At 42.7% G+C, this 19560-nt stretch carries 15 protein-coding genes and 1 tRNA gene; 7 read left to right on the forward strand and 9 right to left on the reverse strand.

Annotated elements, in window-relative coordinates; all coding sequences use genetic code 11:
• Positions 1-1451: [FeFe] hydrogenase, group A (locus ACESPQ_RS07160; RefSeq protein ID WP_373144171.1), on the reverse strand; the 1451-nt coding region annotated here is incomplete at its 3' end.
• A 321-nt stretch (positions 1452-1772) separates the two neighbouring features.
• Here ACESPQ_RS07160 and ACESPQ_RS07165 point away from each other — a divergent pair.
• The 5 genes from ACESPQ_RS07165 to ACESPQ_RS07185 all read left to right on the forward strand — a co-directional run bounded on the left by ACESPQ_RS07165 (position 1773) and on the right by ACESPQ_RS07185 (position 6387).
• Positions 1773-2717 (forward strand): PD-(D/E)XK nuclease family transposase, encoded by a 945-nt coding sequence (locus tag ACESPQ_RS07165; RefSeq protein WP_373144172.1) that lies wholly within the window; start codon positions 1773-1775, stop codon positions 2715-2717.
• 417 nt (positions 2718-3134) lie between these two features.
• Positions 3135-3389: a 1-deoxy-D-xylulose-5-phosphate synthase N-terminal domain-containing protein gene (locus tag ACESPQ_RS07170; RefSeq protein WP_257334721.1), complete on the forward strand. Its 255-nt coding sequence runs from the start codon at positions 3135-3137 to the stop codon at positions 3387-3389.
• 425 nt (positions 3390-3814) lie between these two features.
• Positions 3815-4594: a glutamate racemase gene (murI, locus tag ACESPQ_RS07175; RefSeq protein ID WP_109770809.1), complete on the forward strand. Its 780-nt coding sequence runs from the start codon at positions 3815-3817 to the stop codon at positions 4592-4594.
• 78 nt (positions 4595-4672) lie between these two features.
• Entirely contained in the window at positions 4673-6049 is a 1377-nt protein-coding gene (locus ACESPQ_RS07180; protein ID WP_002607516.1) for an aminopeptidase, read from the forward strand.
• Positions 6050-6198: 149 nt separating this feature from the next.
• Positions 6199-6387: a hypothetical protein gene (locus tag ACESPQ_RS07185; protein ID WP_118002087.1), complete on the forward strand. Its 189-nt coding sequence runs from the start codon at positions 6199-6201 to the stop codon at positions 6385-6387.
• A gap of 60 nt (positions 6388-6447) precedes the next feature.
• Here ACESPQ_RS07185 and ACESPQ_RS07190 read toward each other — a convergent pair whose 3' ends face one another.
• From ACESPQ_RS07190 to ACESPQ_RS07225, 8 genes are all read right to left on the reverse strand, one after another.
• Complete coding sequence (locus tag ACESPQ_RS07190; protein ID WP_373144174.1) at positions 6448-9702, reverse strand: DEAD/DEAH box helicase; 3255 nt, start codon at positions 9700-9702, stop codon at positions 6448-6450.
• 453 nt (positions 9703-10155) lie between these two features.
• Positions 10156-11094: a carbohydrate kinase family protein gene (locus ACESPQ_RS07195; RefSeq protein WP_118002089.1), complete on the reverse strand. Its 939-nt coding sequence runs from the start codon at positions 11092-11094 to the stop codon at positions 10156-10158.
• Positions 11091-12395 (reverse strand): glycoside hydrolase family 32 protein, encoded by a 1305-nt coding sequence (locus ACESPQ_RS07200; protein ID WP_257337879.1) that lies wholly within the window; start codon positions 12393-12395, stop codon positions 11091-11093. Before ACESPQ_RS07200 ends, ACESPQ_RS07195 begins: the two co-directional genes overlap by 4 nt.
• Positions 12396-12399: 4 nt before the next feature.
• Positions 12400-13290, reverse strand: a complete 891-nt coding sequence (locus ACESPQ_RS07205; RefSeq protein ID WP_257337877.1) for an alpha/beta hydrolase — start codon at positions 13288-13290, stop codon at positions 12400-12402.
• Between the two features lies 1 nt (position 13291).
• Complete coding sequence (locus tag ACESPQ_RS07210) at positions 13292-14182, reverse strand: alpha/beta hydrolase (RefSeq protein WP_002607511.1); 891 nt, start codon at positions 14180-14182, stop codon at positions 13292-13294.
• Between the two features lie 60 nt (positions 14183-14242).
• The gene (locus tag ACESPQ_RS07215; RefSeq protein WP_002607510.1) at positions 14243-15640 is read right to left on the reverse strand and encodes a PTS transporter subunit EIIC; all 1398 of its coding nucleotides are present in this window, start codon (positions 15638-15640) and stop codon (positions 14243-14245) included.
• Positions 15641-15722: 82 nt separating this feature from the next.
• A complete protein-coding gene (locus tag ACESPQ_RS07220) occupies positions 15723-16568 on the reverse strand; it encodes a PRD domain-containing protein (protein WP_002607509.1) in 846 nt (281 codons plus the stop codon).
• Between the two features lie 5 nt (positions 16569-16573).
• Complete coding sequence (locus tag ACESPQ_RS07225) at positions 16574-17056, reverse strand: PTS sugar transporter subunit IIA (protein ID WP_002607508.1); 483 nt, start codon at positions 17054-17056, stop codon at positions 16574-16576.
• Positions 17057-17818: 762 nt separating this feature from the next.
• Between ACESPQ_RS07225 and ACESPQ_RS07230 the strand changes: the two genes are divergently transcribed.
• Both ACESPQ_RS07230 and gltX read left to right on the forward strand, forming a co-directional pair.
• Positions 17819-17894: transfer RNA gene (locus ACESPQ_RS07230), tRNA-Gln, on the forward strand.
• A gap of 116 nt (positions 17895-18010) precedes the next feature.
• Complete coding sequence (gene gltX, locus ACESPQ_RS07235) at positions 18011-19471, forward strand: glutamate--tRNA ligase (RefSeq protein ID WP_002609395.1); 1461 nt, start codon at positions 18011-18013, stop codon at positions 19469-19471.
• The last annotated feature ends 89 nt before the right edge of the window (positions 19472-19560 follow it).

Consider the following 19560-nt stretch of genomic DNA (forward strand, 5'->3'; position numbering starts at 1 on the left):
CGGTAGCGTATGTTCACAGTTGGCTCCTCAACAGGATTTTGTGTCGGAACATCCTCCTGAAACATGGCTTCATAGCGGGATGGATCCTCCTGTAAATCATTTCTTGCTTCATAATTTGTATGCAGCAGAGCCTCAGCAAGGTCACTGAGCGGCTTTCCATAGAACTCTTCATATACCTGTTGTATATGCGGATTATCATGGGAGTTGCGCAGTGTAATGGTGCTGTCCTTATCATACAGGGACTGAATTCTTGCCTTCCGAACAGTATCCATATCCTCGCCGATATGCTTTGTCTGTCCGCCGCCTGAAATACAGCCGCCCGGACAAGTCATAACCTCGACAAAATCAAAATGCTCACCGCTCTCTTTTATATGATGCAGAAATTTTCTGGCATTATCGGTTCCATGAACAACCGCCACCTTCAAAGGCAGCTCCTGAATCGTCAGTTCAGCCGTTTTAACACCCTCTAAACCACGCACAGCCTGCAGCTGGAGAAGATCTTCCTGCGGCTGCTTTTTTGTCAGAAAATAATATGCGCTGCGAATCGCCGCTTCCATAACACCGCCGGTGTTTCCAAAGATAATGCCCGCACCGCTTCCTCTTGGCATTAAAGAATCATAATCGCTTTCCTCTACGCTTTCCAAATCCAGATTGCACGCTCGCATCCAGCTCGCCAGTTCCCTTGTTGTGATGACACGGTCGCAGTCCTGCGCTGGCTTGCGGTCCAGATAATTTGCGGCATCACTCAATTCCTCTCTCATGATTTCAAACTTTTTCGCTGTACATGGCGTGATGGCTACAACGTAAATATCATCTGCATCCAGACTTTCCTTCTCCGCAAACCATGTTTTGATGGTTGGCGCAAACATGGAAATCGGGGACTTGCTGGTGGATATGTTGGGCAGCAGCTCCGGGTAATAGGTTTCTGCAAATTTCACCCAGGCAGGGCAGCAGCTGGTAAACTGCGGCAGCGGCTGTTTCGTCTGTATACGCTCAATTAACTCACTTGCCTCCTCCATGATTGTTAAATCTGCGGCAAAGGTGGTATCAAACACATAATCGAATCCAAGTGCACGAAGACTGCCTACCATCTGCTCCTCTACATAGCTTCCCGGCTGCATACCGAATTCCTCTCCCAGAGAAACGCGGACACTTGGTGACGTGATGGCGATTACGGTTTTACTGCTGTCCTGAATGACAGACTGTACCTGCATCCAGTCCTGAATTTCTGTGATGGCACCGGTAGGGCAGACATTGGCGCATTGTCCGCAATGAATACAGATAGCAGTGTCACCGGTTTTTAAAAGATCGTAATGATGACCGACGGAAATCTGTTTCTGACATACGTCCCGACACTGTCCGCATTTGATACAAAGACTTTCGATTCTGCGAATGGCCGGGTTTCCTTCCTCGATGGGAACCCGTACATCCATGGATAAATGTTTACTCATAAGCTTATCTCCTCTATAGTTAAATTAAGAATGATTCTTAATTATGATTTAATTTTACCTTTTTCTGGAAAGGAAGTCAACGCTATTAGATAAAATAACTAAATTATAGGATAGAAAAGATGATATTTATATGCATTTTTGTATATAGCCGGAATACAGAATGTTCTTTGCCAAAGAAAGGCTTAAAAAGATAGGTGTGTAAAAATATCTGGATTAAAAAAAAGTAGAAAAAATCAATTCATTGCGGATTATTTAGGAACTCAGCATCTTCCATACGTATATAGGGGTGTAAGGAGCCCTTACAGAATGGAGGACATAAAAATGTCAAATGCAATGAATCAACTCAACTACAGTAACGATCTATTTTTTAAGTACACCCTTTCCCGTGAGGATGAAGGCTCTGTGTACGCCCGCAACACCATTATTGAACGTGTTACCGGAATTAAGGTAAAGGAAAGCACTGTACAGAATCCGAATCTGGATCCCAAAACAATTGGGAAGAAACGCATTATTTTGGATGTTCATGTGAAGGATGAGAAAGGTCGTTTTTTTAATCTGGAAATGCAGACGACCTATGCAGGTGTAGCGGAAATGATGCGCTTTGAATTTTATGGAGCCAGAGCATTGAACAATCAGCTGGATAGCAGTGAGAGATACAGGGATTTAAAGCCGGTATATCAGATTATTTTCATTGAAAAATGCGCATGGAATAATAAAAATCTGATCAATCACTATCAGATGCGCAATGAGCAGGGGGAAGATGAGAGTAAACACCCACTGATTAGAAGAACCTATATCCATTTGCCTGTTATCAATGAAATTGCTAAGAAAAAGGCCATCCAGAAAATGAATGACTTTGAACAGCTTTGTTTCCTGTTTGAAAATAACGCCAAAAATGATATACTGGAATCAAAGGAAAGGCTGGTGAAGGTATTCATGGACAAGTACGAGGAAATGCAGAAGGATGATGAGCTGTGGTCAACCGCAATGGCGATTCAGATGGGAGAGGCACGTTATCGCTACGGCTTGGAGGACAGCTTTGAAGAGGGTAAAGCGGAAGGCGAAAAGCAGGGGATTATAAAAGGTAGAGGAGAAGGTGAACGTTTCTTACTAAACCGACAGTTGGAAATCAAGTTTCATGAAAACTGCTTACCGTGGCTGTGTTCATTGTCAGCGGAGCAGATTAAGCAAATCTCCAGCCTTATTTTGACCTGTCATACACTGGAGGAAATAAAGAATCAAATGAAAGCTTCAAGTAATACATAATATATCCATACATGCTTTTAGACCTTATATGAAGCAAGTGATATCACCTTATTGTTTCTGCATAAAGCAACTTCTTTATGCAAAGAAGGCGTGATGGACATAACGCGGTATGCCTGACAAGGTTGCTCTTCTATTGTTGGAGGCTTCTGAATACATATGGCATACTGCTTTTCGATTTTCTGAGGTTAGATAATCGCTTCACGAACATATATGCCCTTGTATCAAGTTGTACATTATAGAAAAAGGCTTTACCCTAACTTTGCAGGAAAATGAAATAATAAAGAATGTATTGACTTGGACATTGCTCCAGATGATACAATCCTCATGTTCTTGAAGCAGTGTGTACAGCTGTTTGAAGCAAGCGCTACAAGTAACATAAAAAAGTATAAGCGCTTAACGGAAAGTGAGGACTTACATATGTATCTGGAAAACATAAAGGGTCCGCAGGATGTAAAAAGCCTGCAAAGGAAAGATTTGCAGGTGCTGGCAAATGAAGTGCGAACGGCACTGCTGCAGAAGCTGAACCGTCATGGCGGTCACATCGGTCCGAATCTGGGAATGGTGGAAGCAACGATTGCTCTGCACTATGTATTTGACTCTCCTATGGATAAAATGGTATTTGATGTATCGCATCAGAGCTATTGCCATAAGCTGCTGAAAGGAGGAAGCTGAGCATTTTTTACAGGAGAAGTATTATGATGACGGTTATACAAGCCCGCAGGAGAATGAACATGATTTCTTCACCATCGGACATATTTCTATGGATAAAGGAACCAAGATGGTATGGTTTTGAAAATACTATCCGGTTTCTTTTTTCATATGTTCTGTTTCTGTGTGCGGGAATGTTTCTATTTGTAAGAGCACCTTGCGGCTGTCTTTCTAATTGTATCGCATACAGCTTTGCCACTGCTTTTTTCTTTCCATACAACCGCTGATACAATGAACTGTTTGCCGGCTGGCTATATGCTGAAAGAAGCGTGTTCAACCTGACTATCATTACTCCTTTGCAAACGTGTCTGATTTTCTTCAAAACAGATGCAAGCTTTCCAAAAAAAGGGTATAATGTTTATTGTATATGATTTTGGAGGTTGATACATATGTCCAGCATAGACAAGGCGATTGGTGTCTTTGACTCAGGTCTGGGAGGAATCAGCGTGTTGAAGGAACTGCGTTCTCTTATGCCGCAGGAGGATTATCTCTATTACGGTGATTCCAGCTTTGCTCCCTATGGTGTAAAAACAAAAGAGGAAATAACGAAGCGTTGTCGCAGCATCTGTGCGTTTTTTATCAGCCAGGGTGTCAAGGCCGTTGTCATTGCCTGCAATACGGCAACCAGTGCCTGTGTGAAGGAGCTTCGCACCCTGTATCCCGATCTTCCGATTGTCGGAATGGAACCGGCATTAAAGCCCGCTGTAAATGGCAGACATCAGCAGCATGTTCTTGTACTCGCAACACAGTTTACACTGAAGGAAAAAAAGTTTGAACAGCTGATGTCCCGCTTTGATGAAGATAATACCATTTACCGGCAGCCGTGTCCAAAGCTGGTGGAGCTTGTTGAGGCGGGCAGACTGGAGGATGAAGCAGCGGTAAACAGTGCGCTTCGTGAATACCTAAAGCCCTACGATATGGAACGCATGGACAGCATTGTCCTAGGCTGTACACATTTTGTGTTCTACCGCAGCCAGCTTCGAAATCTCATTGGTGATCATATCGCACTTGTGGATGGCAATGCAGGTACTGCACGTCATGTGCAGGAGCTGCTGCAGGAACGAGGCATTTGCAGAAAGCCTTCCTCTGCCGCAGGTGAGGTACGCATATACAATTCCCTGAACAAGGAGGCTATTCTGAAGCTTTCCCGCGAGCTTCTGGAAAGATAAGGTAAATCGGCAGTATTGGAGTTGTCTTTATCATGAATACGAATTATAATAGAAGATAGTGAACAACGGAGGTAGACTATGAGAGAAAATGCTTGGAAAAAGTATGATGAAGCAGGATTGAAGGAAGTATTCGAATATTGTGAAGGATATAAAAAATATATTTCCGACTGCAAGACTGAACGTGAATGTGTAAGTGAAAGTATCCGGATTGCAGAAACCTACGGATATCGCAATCTGGAGGATGTCATCAAAAACAAAGAAACGCTGAAAAGCGGTGATAAGGTGTATGCCAACAATATGGGCAAGGGAATTGCACTGTTTCTGATCGGTGAGGAGCCGATGGCTGCCGGATGCAATATTCTGGGAGCACATGTGGATTCCCCGCGTCTGGATATCAAACAGAATCCTTTGTATGAGGATAAGGAATTCGCAATGCTGGATACGCATTATTACGGCGGTATCAAAAAGTATCAGTGGGTAACCCTGCCGCTGGCGCTGCATGGTGTAGTCGTGAAGAAGGACGGAACGGTTATCGAGCTGAATATCGGTGAGGATGACAGCGATCCAATCGTAGGAATCAGCGATCTGCTGGTACACCTGTCAGCGGATCAGATGAGCAAAAAGGCAAGCAACGTCATCGAGGGTGAAGACCTGAATGTAACCATCGGAAGCATGCCGCTGGATGGTGAGGAAAAGGATGCTGTCAAGGCAAACATTCTGAAGCTGCTGAAGGAAAAATATGATTTTGAAGAGGATGATTTTGTATCTGCGGAAATCGAGGTCGTACCTGCCGGAAAGGCAAGAGATTACGGTCTGGATCGCAGTATGGTGGCCGGATACGGACATGATGATCGCATCTGCGCCTATACCTCTATGATGGCACAGCTGGAAACAGAATCCGTTAAACGCACGGCTGTGACACTGCTGGTTGATAAGGAAGAGGTCGGAAGCATCGGTGCTACCGGTCAGCATTCCCGCTTCTTTGAAAACACCGTGGCAGAAGTTATGGATCGTCTTGGTGAGTACAGCGAGCTGAATGTGCGTCGTGCACTGAAAAATTCCAAGATGCTGAGCAGTGATGTTTCTGCTGCGTTTGATCCGAATTATGCAGCAGTAAACGAAGAGAAAAACTCTGCATTCATGGGACATGGTCTGGTATTCAATAAATATACAGGCTCCCGCGGTAAGGGTGGCTGCAACGATGCCAATGCCGAATATATGGCAGAGCTGAGAAACATCATGGATTCTGAAAATGTAACCTTCCAGACTGCAGAGCTTGGTAAGGTTGACCAGGGCGGCGGAGGAACAATCGCCTATATTCTGGCACAGTATAACATGGAGGTCATTGACAGCGGTATCGCACTGCACAATATGCACGCGCCATGGGAGATTGCCAGCAAAATTGATATCTGGGAAGCGACTAAGGGCTATAAGGCATTCCTGAAGCACGCATAAGCTTTCTATATATACCGTCAATGCTGTATGGATGATATACACTTGTATACTTCATCTGTACAGCTTTTTGTTACTCCATAATAGCGGATAAGAATACGGCAATTACCTGTCGGGGGATGAAGGAGCGGTGGTTCCAATCAGAGCATACTATGAATACGGCTGATGTGGTTCCTGCAGTATGTATTGACGATGCATCAGGGGACATGGTCATGAATAACCGGTTTGTAACATCTGATAGATACGCTTTGATTTATATTCGCTATAAGATTATCTATGGTGGCGTGCCTTCAACAGGGCTTATGCCGCAAAGAAAAACGGCTGCTTTGACAGCCGTCTGATTTTCTATATGTATATACGTATAAAGGAAGCTTTCCTGAACCCGCAAGAAGTGCGGGATGTTAATCGGTGGAGGCTTCATCAAAATCCGCTTCCTGTACAAAGGGCTCCATCGTGAACAAATCCATGATTTCGTCCTTGCTCATGCTGGTAATGCTTGATTCACTGCTACTGATGAAGGTGTCACTCAGGATATGCTTTCGCTCCTGCAGCTTCATGATCTTTTCCTCGATGGTATCCTTCATAATCAGCTTATATACCTGTACATCCTTCGTCTGACCGATGCGATAGGCGCGGTCGGTTGCCTGATTCTGGGCGGAAAGGTTCCACCACGGGTCATAATGGATGACGATTTCCGCATTGGTCAGATTCAAGCCGGTGCCACCTGCCTTTAACGAAATCAGGAAGACGTCAGCTTCCCCATTCTGAAATTTTTCCACATAGGCATGCCGCAGCTCCTTTTTGGTTTCCCCTGTCAGCTTCAGATACCGTATATTTTCTACACGCAGCTGTTCCTCGATCAGCTCCAGCATGGAGGTGAAGCTGGAAAACAGTAATACACGGCGGCCGCTGTTTCGGGCGTTTAGCAGCAGATCCATACAGCCGCAAAGCTTGGTAGAGGGCAGCGTGACATTTTCATACAGCAAACGCGCATCACAGCAGATTTCCCGGAGTCTGGTCATCATGGCCAGTACCTGAAATTTATCAACCTCCTCCATCTGCATTTTCTTTTGTAAATCCTGATTGATGGATACCAGATTGGCATAATAGATTTTCTTTTCCTCTGCATTGAATTCCTGAAAATATACCTGTTCCATCTTATCCGGAAGATCCTGCAGCACATCCTTCTTGATCCTTCGCAGAATAAACGGCTCCACCATACGCTTCAGCTGTGTCTGTGCCTTCTCATTCCCGTTTTTGATAATTTCACGTTCAAACAGCTCACGGAAGCGATGATAGTTATACAGATAACCCGGCATCAGGAAATCAAAGATACTCCACAGCTCGGAAAGGGAATTTTCAATCGGTGTTCCGGTTAATGCAAACCGGTAGGAGCCCTTCAGCTGCTTCACTGCAATCGCATTTTTGGTTGTATGGTTTTTGATATACTGCGCTTCATCCAGCAGAATGGCGGTAAAGGTGTGCCCGTCATAGCGCTCATAATCTCTGCGCAGATAATCATAGCTGGTGATGATGACATCATATCCGTGCAGCTCGCTGATTTTCTGCTGGCGCTGCGTATTGGTTCCCTGTATGCACAGGGCACGCAGATCAACGGCAAATTTCTGAATCTCATCCTTCCAGTTGTAAATCAAAGAGGCAGGGCAGATGACGATGGAGCAGGGCAGATCATGGTCCTGATGCATGCTTTCCAGCCATGCAATGACCTGAAGTGTTTTTCCCAGACCCATATCATCAGCGAGGATACCGCCGAATCCATAGGCGCTCATTGTTTTCAGCCACTGGTAGCCTGTTTTCTGGTAATCACGCAGGATGGCATCATAATGCGGGTTCAATGGATAGGCTCCGGCTTCCACACTGCGCAGCTGTTCCATCATCGTATGGAAGGCAGTTCCCCGCATGACCTCGACATGATCGCTGTGCTCTGCGAAATCATCCAGCTGAAAGGCATGGAACGTATCCACCTGCAGGGTATGATTTTTTAAATCCTGCGGTGTCAGATGCAGCTGCTGCAGCAGCTCGTCGGTTTCCTGCAGACCCTCGGATTGCAGATAAATGAGGTCGCCGTTTTTGAGGCGGTGATATTTTTTCTTTTTACGATAAGAACGCAAAACACTGTATAATTCATCTCTTGGGATATCCACACTCGTGACATCCAGCTCCAGCAGGCGGTTTTTCATACGGACACCAACATTCATATGTACCTTTTTCGGTGCCTCCATCTGCTTCAGCGCATCACTGATATATACAGTGCACATCTGATTCAGGTATTCCAGCCCCTGTTTGACAAAGGCCTGTGCATATGCGGCATGCTCATCAATATAGGCTATATGGGAATCCGGATCCAGACGTGTTGCATAGGTTTCGATATACTGGCGGATATGATCCAGCTCCAAAGAGGAATCGGCATGCGGTGCAAACGCATTCTGGGAGGGGCTGTCCTCGTAATGATAGAGCAGGCGGATGGAGATATCACCGTTATCCTCCAAATCGACATAGCAGTCAATCTCCATTGGATACGGCATAAAGGTATCCAGAGAAATACCTTCAAAATGCACGTATTCCCGTATTGCCGGGATGACATAGGTACAGAAGCGGATCATATCATCCTTATGTATCAGAATCTGGCGATCCTCACGCAGCTCCTCCAGCATATCATGCAGCTGTTCGCTCAGCTCTGAGGAAAAGCGCTGCAGAACACCGTCTTCCATATAATACCAGCGGTTTTCTCCACGCAGAAGCTGATCGAGGGACAGCAGCGTGGTGATGACAAAAAAGTCCTCCTGCATATCGATGCGCAGTCCGATTTCCTGCCGGTCCTCATCCGCAAACTGCAGATCGATGCACTCCGTGGCATCATTGCTGTAAAGCTCATAAAAATCATCCATGGATTTTGAATCAATTGTAATCTGCTTGCGGCTGGAGCCGTAGCCATAAGAATACTGTGTTTCATGCTCCTTGACATACTGCTTTAAAAAATTGATCTGTGCCTGAGCAGCTTCATCAAAGGCCTGCATGTGATGAGTGAATTTCAGCTGGCGCCCGTAATCAACTTCCAGCTGCCTGTCTAGGGCATCAAGAAATCCGCTGATGCTGCGTATGACATATTTTCGTTGAATACCAATCTTAAAATCCAGTGTAAGCTCATGGTCATATGCGGCATGAGCGTGCAGCTGTACCTTGTCAAGAAGAGTGTTCGCCTGAAATTTCGCCAGATCCTTTCGGGCGTAGCGGTCGATAAAGGAACGCGAGCGCTCCAGCATCTGCTGCTCCAGATAGCGGCGAAAGGCATCCTCCCTCTGGTTCAGCGGGCTGTAGGTGAAGGGGAAGGACTCCGGCTTTAGATCGTACACAATCAGCAGGACAACACCGATATGTCCACAGGCAAGCTCCTGCTGCTCGCAATACGGACATTCACAGGAGAAATCCAGAATTTCACCCGCACTATTCAGCAGAACGATGCAGTGATTCTCGTATCCGTACACGTTAACGACAGCATTTATTTCATATAGAAAGCCAGGAATACTTTCCTTAATCACAATTTCATCCACAACATCCTGATCATGGTAACGCAATGCGATCTTCCAGTTTTTGGTATTGAAAAAACGCTGAATTTCAGAATCAAGTATCTTCATGAGATCCCTCCTGTATCTTCTGCTATTGTACCAGAAAACACAACTGTTCGAAAGTATGGAAATGTGGTTTTATTTGTTAATGGGGATTGCACAAAGATACGAACCCCATATGAGGACCTTACCTTGCCAAGAATATGTCAAAAGGCATATAGTCAACATGTCATTCAACTGCGATCTGCAAGCTGTCAGTAAATGAACGCACATCCTCGCGAAAAGAGGGAGGATGCGTTCATATTTTGTACTGCTATATCCAGCGCAAAGTATGTTCAAGCAAATGAGCATGCATAACAAGAGCCTTCTAATTCCAATGGAAAAGAACTGTACGTTATCAATGGAACCGGCTTTTCGTATATTGTAAAAAGCATCCTGTAAAACAGATACCACAGAAACACACAACGCTGTGTGAGCGGGTCTTGCTTACAGGATGCTTTTGATGATAGCCTAACGTGAATCCTACCGGGATGGATAGCTTGCGATAGCACCTTCCTTTGTTACAGAAATACTGCAAAATTTATTACACATATCCAAGTAGCTTTTTAATTGCTGTTCGCTTAATCCATCCAAATCAGAAGCATGAATATCATCTTTGGATAGATGATACAGTAAACATCCGATAAAACCATCTCCTGCACCGGTGGTATCAACTGCTTTTACCTCAATACCATCCGCGTATGCCGTATTGTATTTCGTATAGGCAGCTGCACCGTCTTTTCCGGCAGTGTAAATCAGTAATTTTACACCGGAATCAAATATATATTGTACATGTTCTTCTATATGATCGCTTCCAAATATAAAGGAAACCTCTTCATCACTGATTTTTAAGATATCAGCAAAGTGCATATATTCGTGAATAGTTCTTCTCAGATATTCGTAATCGTCGAATAAAGGAAGACGGACATTCGGATCAAAGGATACAAGTAGATTTTTCCTCTTTGCCAGTTCCAATGCTCGATTATGAGCTTTTTTCATAGGGAAATCACCAAGGGAAACCGAACAGAAATGCAAACCATAGCAATCTTCAAACCAGCTTTCCTCTATATCCTTCTCTGATAAAAGCATATCCGCACCCATATTCCGATAAAATGAAAACTCTCGATTTGCATGTTCGTCCAGGGCTACAAATGCCAAAGATGTATTTGCGGCATTCGTTTGTTTTATATACTCTGTATGAATATGGAATCGTTGCATTTCCTTTATGATTTTTTCACCAAAGGCATCCTTGCCAAGCATGGTAATCATAGCGCTTTCTCCACCTAATGCGGTATATGCTCCGCATACATTCAACGGTGCCCCTCCGACTTTTGGTTGAAAGCCTTCTACATCCATAATTCTTCCTGTATTGCTTGGAATCATATCAATCAACGCTTCTCCGATTGCTAATAATTTTTTCATAGTATATTGAATCCTCTCATGTTGTATGTTACAAATTGCTTTATATTCTCGCTTGTTACGTGTAAGCTGTGCTCATCATCATAAAATCGTGAGGTCATTGTGTATTCACCTTCATTGATGAAAATTTCCAATACAGATTCATCAATGAATACAGAAACATGACGGATTTCTATGGGCGTAATGCATCTTTCCTGCCGATTGCAGCTGCATGCAGATAAATCCAGTGTGAATTTATGATTTCTATACACGCAGCGTATCGCATTCATTTGTAGCGAAAAATCGGAGTCTGCATCCCATTCGATATTGCAGGATTTACCGATTACAAAATCATTCGTATACAGCTTCCTATCTGTTCTCAAATCCAGGATTTCCTGTATCGGCTTTTGGATGATTCGCTTATCAAAGAAAATGGAGCGGGGCATCGTCAGGGTCTGATTCCATGCTTCATAACGATCGATATATGCATTATCCGGCATCCCAATCCAGGCAATCAGTATATTACGATCTGCGTTGTAAAACGTTTGCGCTGCGTAAAAATCAAATCCATAATCAAGTGTCTGATAGTCAATCAGTTGCCGATTGCTGATTTTATAATATCCGCAATCATATACATTATGAAATTCATAGCCATGCTTTTTTAAACCCTGCGGACTGCATAAAAGGAATGCTTCCCCTTGTAATTGCAGGTAGTCCGGACATTCTATCATGAATCCTGTATCTTTTGCCGGTACATAGCGATGAGCATACTTCCATGATTCTAAATCATCACTCACATACTCCAATACACAGCCGGTGTCATTTTTCAATCTTGCACCTAAAATTAAATGATAGCGGCCATCCTTCATAAACAGCTTGGGATCTCTGACATGCCTTGTACAATCCTTTGGAAAGTCACTGTTTCGCAGTAAACATTTTTTATGTTCAAAGGTTATTCCATCACGGCTTTCCACTCGCATTACATTATGCTCTCTTCCCTCATGAATAAAATCATAGGGGCCCTCATATTTTACATTACCGGTATAAAATACATACAGTATGTCATCTCTGATGATTGCACTTCCTGAATATGCGCCGTTCTTATCGTATTTGGAATCCGGAGAAACAGCCGTAGCATGACGTGTATAGGTTTGAAAATCCTTCGTTGCATAATGACCCCATGCTTTATTGACACTTCCATCCATACTGTTTTCATCTGCCTGGTAGAAAATGTGATAATTTTCTTTAAAATAAACCAAGCCGTTCGGATCATTCAGCCAGCCCCTTCGAGGCATTACATGATAGTTTAAGTTCTTCTGCGCCATGCTTCTACATTATCCCTCTGATAAATGCTGCCATCATATTCCATGCTTTTTCGGATTCCTCTGGCATAAATTCATCAAACCATTCATGGGTGAAGCCATGGCGGCAATTTGCAAATTCAACATAGGTTACATCTCCTCCCGCCTTCTGCATTTTATCTGCATATGCCTTTTCTTCTTTTTTTAAAGAATCGTATTCCGCACTCAGGATCAGGGTTTTCGGCAAATCATGCAAATCAGCGAGTAGGGGAGAGGCGAGTTCATCATTCAGCTCATCAAAGCTATTATAATACCAGTTGATATACTGCAGCATTCTATTTTCGGATATCGCCTTTGAAGGGTCCTTCGCTTTTCTGAATTCTGCACGGATTTCCTGTCGCAATGGCGGATAATCTAAAATGGCTCCTTTGATACCGAGTTCTTTTCTGTCTCGGTCAATCAGTGTCAAGCAGGCGGAAATATAACCGCCTGCACTATGTCCCATTACGACAACATGCTCTTTATCAATCCTTACTTCATCACAGCGTTTTCGTATTTCAGCGATTGCTTCATAGCTGGAAAATAAAGGCTTTGGATATTTAAATTCCGGGGCAACAACATAGTCTACATTAAAGATAGCACAGCCGGTTAAATCCGCCAATAAACGGCAATATTTTCCATCCTGCTCATAGTATCCCAATACATTGCCTCCACCATGAAAGTTAAATACCGGCTTTAAAATCTGCTTCCCATCCCAACTCAAGGGACGATAAATCGACATATCCACATATCCTGCGGTTTTTGTTTTTACACAGACTTTTTCGAATATACCATTCATTTTTTCATTATAAATCAGATCAGCATATTTTATTTCTTTGCTCATTCGATATTCAAAAATCGTATAATCTTCTTTTCTCATTTTACTTTTCACCTATCCTGTTCATCCAATAATCTGCCAGAGAAATCCAACTGTTCAAATGATGATCGATCATCTCATCCCTTTTATGCGTTAAACTGTTTTCCAATGCTTTTCCATGCTCGCCATGACCAAATAAGTGATACTCCGCAGATATGCCATATTCCAACAGCTTTGAAATAAAGCGTGTGGAATTTCCAGCATCAATGACTGGATCATCAATGGAATGCCAGAGAAACATCGGTACGGTATCCTGTGAAATATAATTTATCAAATTCACTTTTTCGACATCCTTCTGTGATGGAAAATCTGATTGATAAAGAACATAATTCATAATATGCTGTACCTTTTCGACAGCTTTTAAAGGATGCTTTTTGAAAAATTCATCACTATTCGGAACCAGGAACGGATAGCCTAAAACAATTCCGGCTGCCTTCAGTTCATCTTTTTTCGGGAGAAAGCTTAATTGCTTTACGATTGCGGGGTCATTCCATCGTACACCACAAGATGCACACACATGTCCGCCTGCAGAAAATCCCATTAAGAAAATTCGGTTTTTATCTATGTTCCATTCATCGGCATGCTCTTTTACAATATGTAAAGCTTCCAGCATTTCAACAGCTTGCAGCGGATATACTGCAGATTTTATAATGCCTTTTTCCGGTCGCGAGCGATCTGAGCCTACCGAATATTTTAAAACAAATACCTGATACCCCATTTGCATGAATTGAATAGCCACCGGTTCACTTTCCTTTGTCGCATGAACGGCATACGCGCCACCCGGTGCCACAAGGATTGCAGGTCGCTTTCTGTATTCACAATAATTGATTTCCGAATCCATAATATACGTATCAGCATACGCACCACTCGGTAATGTAAGCCTTGTATTTATCATAGAACACTCCTTTGTGTATCTGAGCTATAGGAAGAAGTTCCTTCTCTAATCGCATTGATATTAACGTTGGATATCCTTTTCGTTTTTATTAAATCCGAAAAAGTAAACGAATAAAGCGGTTGATATAAAAGCGATTGCACATGCGATGATACCGTTGATTACATTTGCCTGAGAGCCTCCTAAAAAGCATAATGCTGCAAATACATTGGAGGATGGTACCAGTGTCGCATCGATAACACCGGTTAAACCGGCATATGCTCCTCCTAAGAAACCACCTGCCAAAAGTCCGATAAATGGCTTTTTGTATTTTGTGCAGATACCGTAAATCGTCGGCTCCGAGGTCCCTGCGACGATGGCGGTTATCCCATAAGACAGGGCAAGTGCCTTTTGTTCTTTATTTTTCAATCGGAAGAAAGCACCGATTCCTACCCCCATAATAGAGAAGCTGGAGACGGAAACAGCTACTGCGGCGAATCCATCACTTCCATAGGTAGCAAAAATTTGAAATAATGTTGTAATCAGTACCATATGCATACCGGTCATTACCAGAACAGGATACAATGCCGCAATCAATCCGATCCCGATGAATCCTGCAATTCCTTCCAACGAGAATAATGCATCTACTACATATTGCCCGATGAATGCTCCTGCCGGACCGAAGACACATAATGCAATCGGCAGCATCGCAGCGATTGTCAGTGCTGGTGCAAATACAGAACGGATTGCCCCCGGAACGATACGATCGAAGAATTTAGCGATATAGGACATTACCCAGTTTGATAAAATTATCGGAACAATGGAGCTTGCATAGCTTTGAACATTGCAGGGAATACCGTATACAGTAAATGGTTTACCCACCAGACCGACAAATGTCGGATGTATCAAAATTGCGCCCATCAATATCCCCATTACCGGATTTAGATTGAATTTTTTTGCACTTGTATAGCCGACAATTACCGGAAAGAAGTAAAATGCAGCGTCTCCCACGAAGGTGAATAATGTATACAGATCGTTTCCTTCACCAATGACATTTAACAGCTCTGGACCTAAAATAGCTGTCAGCATTTTAAAGAATGCGGAGGCGACGATGGCTGGAATCGCTGGTCCCATGCTTCCGGAAATAGCATCTAAAATTCCATTTCCGATAGATTTCAGTGTGATTTTTTCTTTTGCGGCAGAAACAGGTTCTCTGTCCGTGTTATCAAAATCACCCAGCTCACACAGTTCGTTATATACATCCTTTACCTCTGGACCTATTACGATTTGTACCTGTCCACCGGCTCTTACAACACCTAAAACACCTTGTACCGCTTCTATTTTTTCATGATTTGCAATGCTTTCATCCTTTAGATTGAAGCGAAGACGTGTTTGACAATGCAACACCTTCGCAATGTTTTGTTTTCCACCGACTTGTTCTAATACACTTTCTGCAATTTTTAAAGCTTTATCTTTTTTCATAATAGTTTTATCCTCTCTGATTTTCTATAAAATAAAAACCTTTACACGATAAGCATCAGATGATGTTTATATTGTGCAAAGGTTATGCCGACTCATTCGTTACACCCTCATGGGAACACAATCGATTTACATGGAGTATTAAATATAAGGATTCTTCATCCTCAATACTCCAGCTAAATTTATGAAATATCATTTCTTTGATCAACAGCACACAGGCAAAGGTATCTGGATATTCCTTTTTCAAAACTTCAAATAATTTTTTATTGGTGCTGCTGATTTCACTGTACTGGCTTTTTCTTCTGAATAAATACTGCATATGAGAAGCAAATCTGGAATAATTAAATGAATTTGTATCAATTGAAACCTTCATCTGTCCTTCGATAATCTTCACGATTTCCTGAATGAATTCTGCTGTAAGGCTGATTTGATTATTCCGTGTGTAGGTCTCCTCAGAATTGATAATATTCATGGCAATTGCATATACTTCGGATTCCGGTAATTGTACATTTAAATTTTTATGTAATAAATTTAACGTATATTTTGCGATTTTTACTTCTACCGGATACAAATCTCTTAATTCATTTGCTATCGGTGTTGTAAATATCATTCCGTTTTTCAGACGAACAAGAGCGAAGTTTAAATGATCCGCCAATGTAAATACAGCGTTTTGTTTTAAGGGAACACTGAGCATGGTAACTGCCAAATCAATAACATCGGCAGAAATACGAAAGATTTTTGAATCAATATCTTCAAACAGACTTAGATATTCCGCATCAACGTTATAAAACGTGCGGTCAATTTTACTCAAATCATCTAAGATATAAGGACATTTTGGAAATCCAATGCCCAATCCGATCGCAATCAGTTCTCTGCCACTATGATCCCTGCATATAGCCGCGTTATTTCCCAGCTTTTTTATAACTTCCATATGCTCTACTTCTTTTCTATCGATATGACTGCAGCCGTGTTTACAGTAACGGCATCAGCCTGATGAATCGTAACATGGAATTCATTTGCATTTGTGATAATCATAGGTGTATCGATGCTATACCCTTGCTCGAGGATTGCTTCGATATCAGCTTCTATAATCAAATCACCTTTTTTTACTTTTTTTCCTGCATCTATCTTTTGATGGAAACAACTTCCTTCTAATTGGACAGTATCTATTCCAAAGTGAATTAGTATTTCGGCTCCATTCTCTGCCTTTATTCCAATCGCATGCTTTGTGGGAAATACAGTCATCAATTCACCATCGCATGGGGAACATATGTTTCCGTCGTTGGAAATAAAAGCAACTCCAGGGCCCATCATTTCAGATGCAAAAACTTGGTCCGGTACATCACGTAAGCGTATCATTTTTCCGTTAACCGGTGAAACCAATTCCACTTTTCTGCTTTTCTTTTTCAATCCGAACATAATCGCTCCTAATCTAGAAAACAAATATCTTCCTTGCTTCCTTCATTTACTGCGTAGTACTATGCACAAATCTCTGGTTAAGCCTCAGGTGAGTTACTCTCATCGATTTCGTCAAAATTATCCCACGATTTTGAAGTGCTGTCAAGCATCGCGTGAAAAGGGAGAATGTAAAATATAATAGGATAACAAAATGCAAGAGACCCAGCAGGGTGATATACACCGTATGCAAGTATGGCTTTCCTGCATTTTATCGGTTTCTCTTTTGAGAAAGTCTGCATACTCTATTTGTTGATAATCGTCTTTTTTTAGATTCCTTATACAGATATTATGGATAGCTTTTCAGAGGATGCGTTTCAAGCGGCTGTTTGCATAAGGATATGTCATGCGGAAAGGTAATTCTTTTTGCATTGTATTATCAATTTAGCGATTATAGTGCTCTACTATATATACAAGTCATGAAAACCGGTCTCGTGCTATATCTGTATTTGATTAGCCATTTTCCTTCTTTTAACCTTTCGGTGAGCAGCTCCAGTTTCAATTTATCGAAAAATAACAAATCAATTATGGATACCATAGAAGGGACTTCTTTATGTATGAGACAACTGCTATGCGATAGTTTTGTTTTTTACCAAATATAAGCTGTTTTCTATACTATAAATCGGTGAATAGGAACCGTCTTCTGAAAAAAAATGAATTTTTTAAAATAAGCTATTGACAAAAGCATGGAAAACAAGTAGAATAATGTCGTTGCCGCTGAGAGATTGGGGTATAGCCAAGCGGTAAGGCACCAGACTCTGAATCTGGCATTTCCTTGGTTCGAATCCAAGTACCCCAGCCAATAAAAAACGAGAGTCGCTTCGGCGACTTTTTTGTTTTATTGCGGGGAAGCACCCTGTGTGGAAATGCCAAGCTGCTGCTATATATAGAAACCAATAAATGGAAAGGAAGGCCCGTATGAAAAAAGTAAGAACAAGATTTGCACCAAGTCCTACCGGGTATATGCACATCGGAAATCTGAGAACAGCATTGTTCGAATATCTGATTGCCAAGCATGAGGACGGAGATTTTATTCTGCGTATCGAGGATACCGATCAGGAACGTTACGTGGAAGGCGCTGTCGAAATCATATACGATACCATGAAGGAAGTCGGTTTGCATCATGATGAAGGACCGGATATCGGAGGGGATTTCGGACCGTATGTACAGTCTGAGCGACTGCCGATGTATAAGGAGTATGCCGATCAGCTGGTTGATCTGGGAGGCGCACATTACTGCTTCTGCGGTGAGGAAGAAATAGAAAAGCAGAGAAAAGAAGCGGAAAGTCTGGGAATCTCTTTCAAATACGATGATCCATGCAAGCATGTGTCTGTGGAAGAAGCCAGAGAACGTATTGCCAAGGGAGAAAAATATGTTGTGCGTCAGACGATTCGTCACGATGGAGAAACGTATTTTGATGATGAGGTGTACGGCCGCATTGAGGTGGATAACAGTATTCTGGATGAATCCGTGCTGCTGAAAAGCGACGGCTATCCAACCTATAATTTTGCCAATATCGTGGATGATCACCAGATGGGTATCACGCATGTTGTGCGTGGAAACGAGTATCTGTCCTCCACTCCAAAATATAATCTGATCTATCAGTCCTTCGGCTGGGATATTCCAACCTATGTGCATGTTCCACCGGTTATGAAGGATGAACAGCACAAGCTGAGTAAGCGTAACGGGGATGCCAGCTTTCAGGACCTTGTGAAGAAAGGGTATCTTCCGGAAGCGATTCTGAATTACATCGCTCTGCTTGGATGGTCACCGGAAACAGAGCAGGAAATCTATACACTGGATGAGCTGATCAAGGTGTTTGATATTAAGCGTATTTCCAAATCACCGGCTATTTTTGATATTGACAAGCTGACATGGATGAACGGTATGTATCTGCGCGCGATGAGCACGGAAACATTCTGTGAGCTGGCAAAGCCGTATATCGAGGAATCCGTTCACAGACCGGTGGATATCATGGCGGTTGCACGCATTCTGCAGCCAAGATGTGATATTCTGACCTCTATTCCGGAAAGTCTGGATTTCATTGACGAGCTGCCGGAATATGATAATGCCATGTATATTCATAAGAAAATGAAGACGACCTATGAAATTGCATATAAGGCATTGCAGGCGGCACAAAGTGCCCTGTCAGAGCTGAATGACTGGTCGAGTGAAGAAAATCTGCATGAGCTGCTGCTGTCTTTACCGAAGCAGATGGAAATGAAGAACGGGCAGATTTTATGGCCGGTTCGTACTGCCATCACCGGAAAGCAGTTTACACCTGGCGGTGCCATTGAAATCGCTCATATCCTTGGAAAAGAGGAAACCCTGAAGCGTATTGCAAAGGGGATTGAAAAGCTCGAGGCTGAGCTTGCCTGATTTTTCCATCCATACATAAAGAAAACGGACAACTGCCGGTATAGCGCAGCGGTCCGTTTTTTTGTGATATGAAATAGGAAAGTATAAGC

This window comes from Clostridium sp. HGF2, from assembly GCF_964240115.1.
Taxonomy (GTDB): Bacteria; Bacillota_I; Bacilli_A; order Erysipelotrichales; family Erysipelotrichaceae; genus Clostridium_AQ; species Clostridium_AQ innocuum.